This is a genomic window from Peribacillus sp., from assembly GCF_059453735.1.
In genome coordinates this window covers 1-4,139 of sequence record NZ_JAZVJO010000537.1, presented here as the reverse complement: position 1 = coordinate 4,139, position 4,139 = coordinate 1, and the positions used below count along the sequence as shown (strand labels likewise).

4 protein-coding genes are annotated in these 4,139 nt (G+C 40.8%); 1 reads left to right on the top strand and 3 read right to left on the bottom strand.

Going from position 1 to position 4,139, the window contains the following annotated elements; translation table 11 throughout:
* Positions 1–94: 94 nt before the first annotated feature.
* Positions 95–283, top strand: a complete 189-nt coding sequence (locus AC52RT_RS17765) for a YjzD family protein (RefSeq protein WP_495541980.1) — start codon at positions 95–97, stop codon at positions 281–283.
* A gap of 344 nt (positions 284–627) precedes the next feature.
* Here the strand turns inward: AC52RT_RS17765 and clpB are convergent, their stop codons facing one another.
* The 3 genes from clpB to AC52RT_RS17750 all read right to left on the bottom strand — a co-directional run.
* Positions 628–3,222 carry an ATP-dependent chaperone ClpB gene (gene clpB / locus AC52RT_RS17760; protein ID WP_495541979.1) on the bottom strand — a complete coding sequence of 865 codons (2,595 nt, stop codon included), beginning with the start codon at positions 3,220–3,222 and terminating at the stop codon, positions 628–630.
* Positions 3,223–3,394: 172 nt separating this feature from the next.
* Positions 3,395–3,574: a YjzC family protein gene (locus AC52RT_RS17755; RefSeq protein ID WP_040374455.1), complete on the bottom strand. Its 180-nt coding sequence runs from the start codon at positions 3,572–3,574 to the stop codon at positions 3,395–3,397.
* A gap of 106 nt (positions 3,575–3,680) precedes the next feature.
* On the bottom strand, positions 3,681–4,139 hold a 459-nt coding region (locus AC52RT_RS17750; protein WP_495541978.1), incomplete at its 5' end, for an ornithine carbamoyltransferase.

Sequence of the window (4,139 nt, the reverse complement as noted above, 5' to 3'; positions counted from 1 at the left end):
CTATTTTTACAGAATAATTTATAAATAACCCGTTTTAACTGCATATTAATTATGGTATGATAAAGATGATTGCAGTGGAATGGGGTGAACATTAATGAAATTTATTATGACATTTTTCTGGACATTCATTTTAGCACATATGCTTACATATGTTGTTTCATCCATGATTGGAGCTACTTATGACTTCACAACTGGTACAATCTTAGGAATTGCAGCGCCAATTCTTATTATGATTATTCCAGCTATCATCCCTGAAGGTCCCGCAGAAGAAGCTCATCATTGATTGAATTGAAGTCCACATTTAGTCCCGAGGCACACAATTGTGATGCCTCTTTTTTATGCGAAAAATTCGGATGAAAGACGTGAATCATTTTAATCCAAGCCCCATTCTGCCCCCAATAGGCTTTTGCACACAAATGTACCTTGAGTGCACAGGATTTCCCTTTTTTTGCACATAAATAAGCTCTATTTGCACAGTAATTTCTCGGTTTTGCACACTTTCTCCTCCATTTTGCACAATGCAGCTTAAAGCAGCGTTAAAAATATCCCGGTAAAGAACTTAATTGTCATAGAAAATCAAAGAGGTAGACTGCATGTGCACAGTCTACCTCTTTTAGGGTTCGAGTTTTAGTTAATAGTCAGTACTAATTCATGATTCTTGTAGTCAATTAATACTTCATGCTGTCCTTCTAATGTTCCAGCAATAATTTCACGGGCGAGTTTTGTTTCAACTTGTTTTTGGATAAACCGTTTGAGTGGACGGGCTCCATATACAGCGTCATATCCCTGTTCAGCGATGAATTCCTTGGCCGCATCAGATATATCCAGGTCAATTTGCTGATCTTGCAAGCGAAGTTTTAGCTGTACCACCATCTGAGCTACAATTTGGACGATTTCATTTTTAGACAAAGGTTTAAACAGGATTATGTCATCGATCCGGTTGAGTAACTCTGGACGGAAATGCCCTCTTAATTCTGAAAACACTTGATCTTTTATACTTTCTTCAATTCCTTCTTCAGGATTTGCAACTTGCAGAAGGTATTGGGAACCGATATTTGATGTCATAATAATGACGGTGTTTTTACAGTCAATGGTACGGCCCTGTGAGTCGGTAATTCGGCCGTCGTCCAGCATTTGCAGGAGTATATTAAATACTTCTGGATGTGCCTTTTCAATTTCATCCAGCAAGATGACTGAGTAAGGCTTGCGGCGGATGGCTTCCGTAAGCTGACCACCCTCTTCAAATCCAACATATCCAGGGGGAGCTCCAATCAAACGGGAAACAGAGTGTTTTTCCATGTATTCGGACATGTCAATGCGAATCATGTGCTCTTCACTGTCAAATAGGGTTTCCGCTAAAGCTTTCACTAGTTCTGTTTTTCCCACACCTGTTGGCCCGAGAAAAATAAAGGAACCGATTGGGCGGTTTGGATCTTTAATACCCGCTCTAGCTCGTAAAACAGCATCTGAAACCAGTTCAACCGCTTCATCTTGACCAATTACGCGTTCATGGAGGATATTCGCTAGTTTCAACAGTTTTTGACGTTCACCTTCAACCAGTTTAACGACTGGTATTCCTGTCCAGCGGGCCACAATGGAGGCAATCTCCTCTTCTGTAACCTCTTCACGCAGCAAACGAGAATCCTTTTTCCCACTTTCAAGTTGGATTTCTAAAGCTGCTAGTTCTTTTTCTTTTTGTGGAATTTTCCCATGACGCAATTCGGCTGCTTTATTCAAATCGTATTCATCTTCAGCCTTTTCCAGTTCCCTGCGCAGCTTTTCGAGCTCCTCCCGATAGTCTTGAACATCTTGCAGTGATGATTTTTCCATCTGCCAACGCGCTTTCATACTATTGGCCATGTCACGCTGGTCTGCTAATTCCTTTTGCAGCACAGAAAGTCGCTCTTTGCTTTGCGGATCATCTTCAAGATTTAATGCTGCTTCTTCTATTTCGAGCTGCATCACTTTACGGGTAATTTCATCAAGCTCTGTCGGCATTGAATCGATTTCCGTACGAATCATTGCACAGGCTTCATCTACTAAATCAATAGCCTTATCAGGTAAGAAACGGTCAGTTATATAGCGATTGGATAATGACGCAGCTGCTACTAGAGCACGGTCGTGTATTCTCACTCCATGATGGACTTCGTATCGTTCTTTCAAGCCGCGAAGAATCGAGATAGTATCTTCAACATCCGGTTCACTAACAAGCACCTGTTGAAATCTTCGTTCAAGTGCAGGATCTTTTTCAATATATTTACGATATTCATCAAGCGTTGTCGCTCCAATACAATGGAGTTCCCCTCTAGCAAGCATAGGCTTCAGCATATTACCGGCATCCATTGCCCCATCCGTGCGGCCTGCCCCAACAATTGTGTGAAGCTCGTCAATAAACAAAAGGATTTTCCCATCACTCTTTTTCACTTCATTTAATACTGCCTTTAACCGCTCCTCAAATTCACCGCGAAATTTTGCTCCTGCTACAAGCGAGCTCATATCAAGAGAAAATACGGTTTTATCTTTCAGGCCCTCTGGGACATCTTTTCGTACAATCCGTTGAGCAAGACCTTCCACAATCGCCGTTTTTCCGACGCCTGGCTCTCCTATCAAGACTGGATTATTCTTTGTCTTTCGAGATAAAATCCGTATAACATTACGAATTTCCGAATCCCTGCCGATAACTGGATCTACTTTTCCGTTGCGAACTTCAGCAACTAAATCCCGACCGAATTTTTTTAAGACCTCATAGGTGTTTTCTGGATTTTGACTTGTCACCCGTTGATTCCCCCTAATTTGTTTAATGATGGCGAGCATCGATTGATACGTAAGATCGTAAGCAGAAAACAACTTCTTAATGGCTTGCTTATTCTCTTTCACAATGGCAAGCAAAATGTGTTCGACAGATAAATATTCATCTTCAAATTCGTGCATTTGTTTTTCAGCTATATCTAAAATGGTTTGCAAGGAACTAGACATGTACAACCCGCTGTTTGTACCGGAAACCTGGGGCAGCTTAGATAGTTCAGTTTGCAGTTCATCAGTAAACCGTTTAACTGGGCGACCACTTTCAGATAACACTCGTGCCAACATGCTATCGTCCTGAGAAATTAAAGCCGATAGCAAATGGAATTCATTCAATTCAGGATTTTTTTGGTTTAACGCTATTTCTTGGGCACTTACAAAGGCATCCTGTAATTTGTCTGTCATTTTCTTCATATCCAACTTTGGTTCCTCCTATCCGATAAAAAAGTTTGACCTTTATTGACCTTTACTTAATTATACTATTTTCCAAAGAGATGTAAAGCAAAAAACATATCCTCTAAATAGTACTTTTTTTTGTTCTATGTACGAAAAAAAAACCTTCCTCACTGCATAAGCAGGAGGAAAGAATTTTTTAAGGTTTGCGTTGATACATCCAAACACGGTTCTGATTCGTCGTATCAGGAAAATGATCCCCCGCATTAAGCTTGACCTTTTGAGGGTTGAGAACAGTGCTTCCCGTTTCGCCAATTTCAACATATACCCCATTATTAGGTGCTTTTTGACCTGCTTTAAATTGATGGTTTTGTCCCACAGGAACCCTCCTTTAACCGGCTGCATTCTTATTGTTTCCGGGTAATGCTGATTTCATGAATAGTAGTATTTAAAAAAAGTGCCTGCAGGTGTCTGCAGGCACTACTTTATGCTAGTAAATCAACGAGCACGGCTTTTTGAGCATGAAGTCGATTACCAGCTTGATGGAAGACGACCGAATTGGGACCATCAATAATTTCTCCAGTGACTTCTTCACCACGATGTGCCGGCAAACAGTGCATAAACAAATAATCAGGCTTAGCATGCTTAACAAGTTCTGCATTGATTTGATAGGGTTTAAAAACCTCAAGTCTCGTTATATTTTCTTGTTCATATCCCATTGATGTCCAAACATCAGCATAGACAATATCCGCATCCTTAATGGCTTCGATTGGTGATTGTGTTACAAGAACCTTACTGCCTTGGATCTCTGCTGCTTCTTCGGCAAATTTCACAATTTCCACATCCGGTTCATAGCCCTTCGGTGACGCTACAGCAATATCAATGCCTGTTTTAGCACATGCAAGCATGAGTGAGTGGACAACGTTGTTTCCATCACCTATATA

Bases quoted from the DNA above. Each gene is read 5' to 3' on its own strand.
- AC52RT_RS17765 (WP_495541980.1), top strand. From the start codon at position 95: ATGAAATTTATTATGACATTTTTCTGGACATTCATTTTAGCACATATG.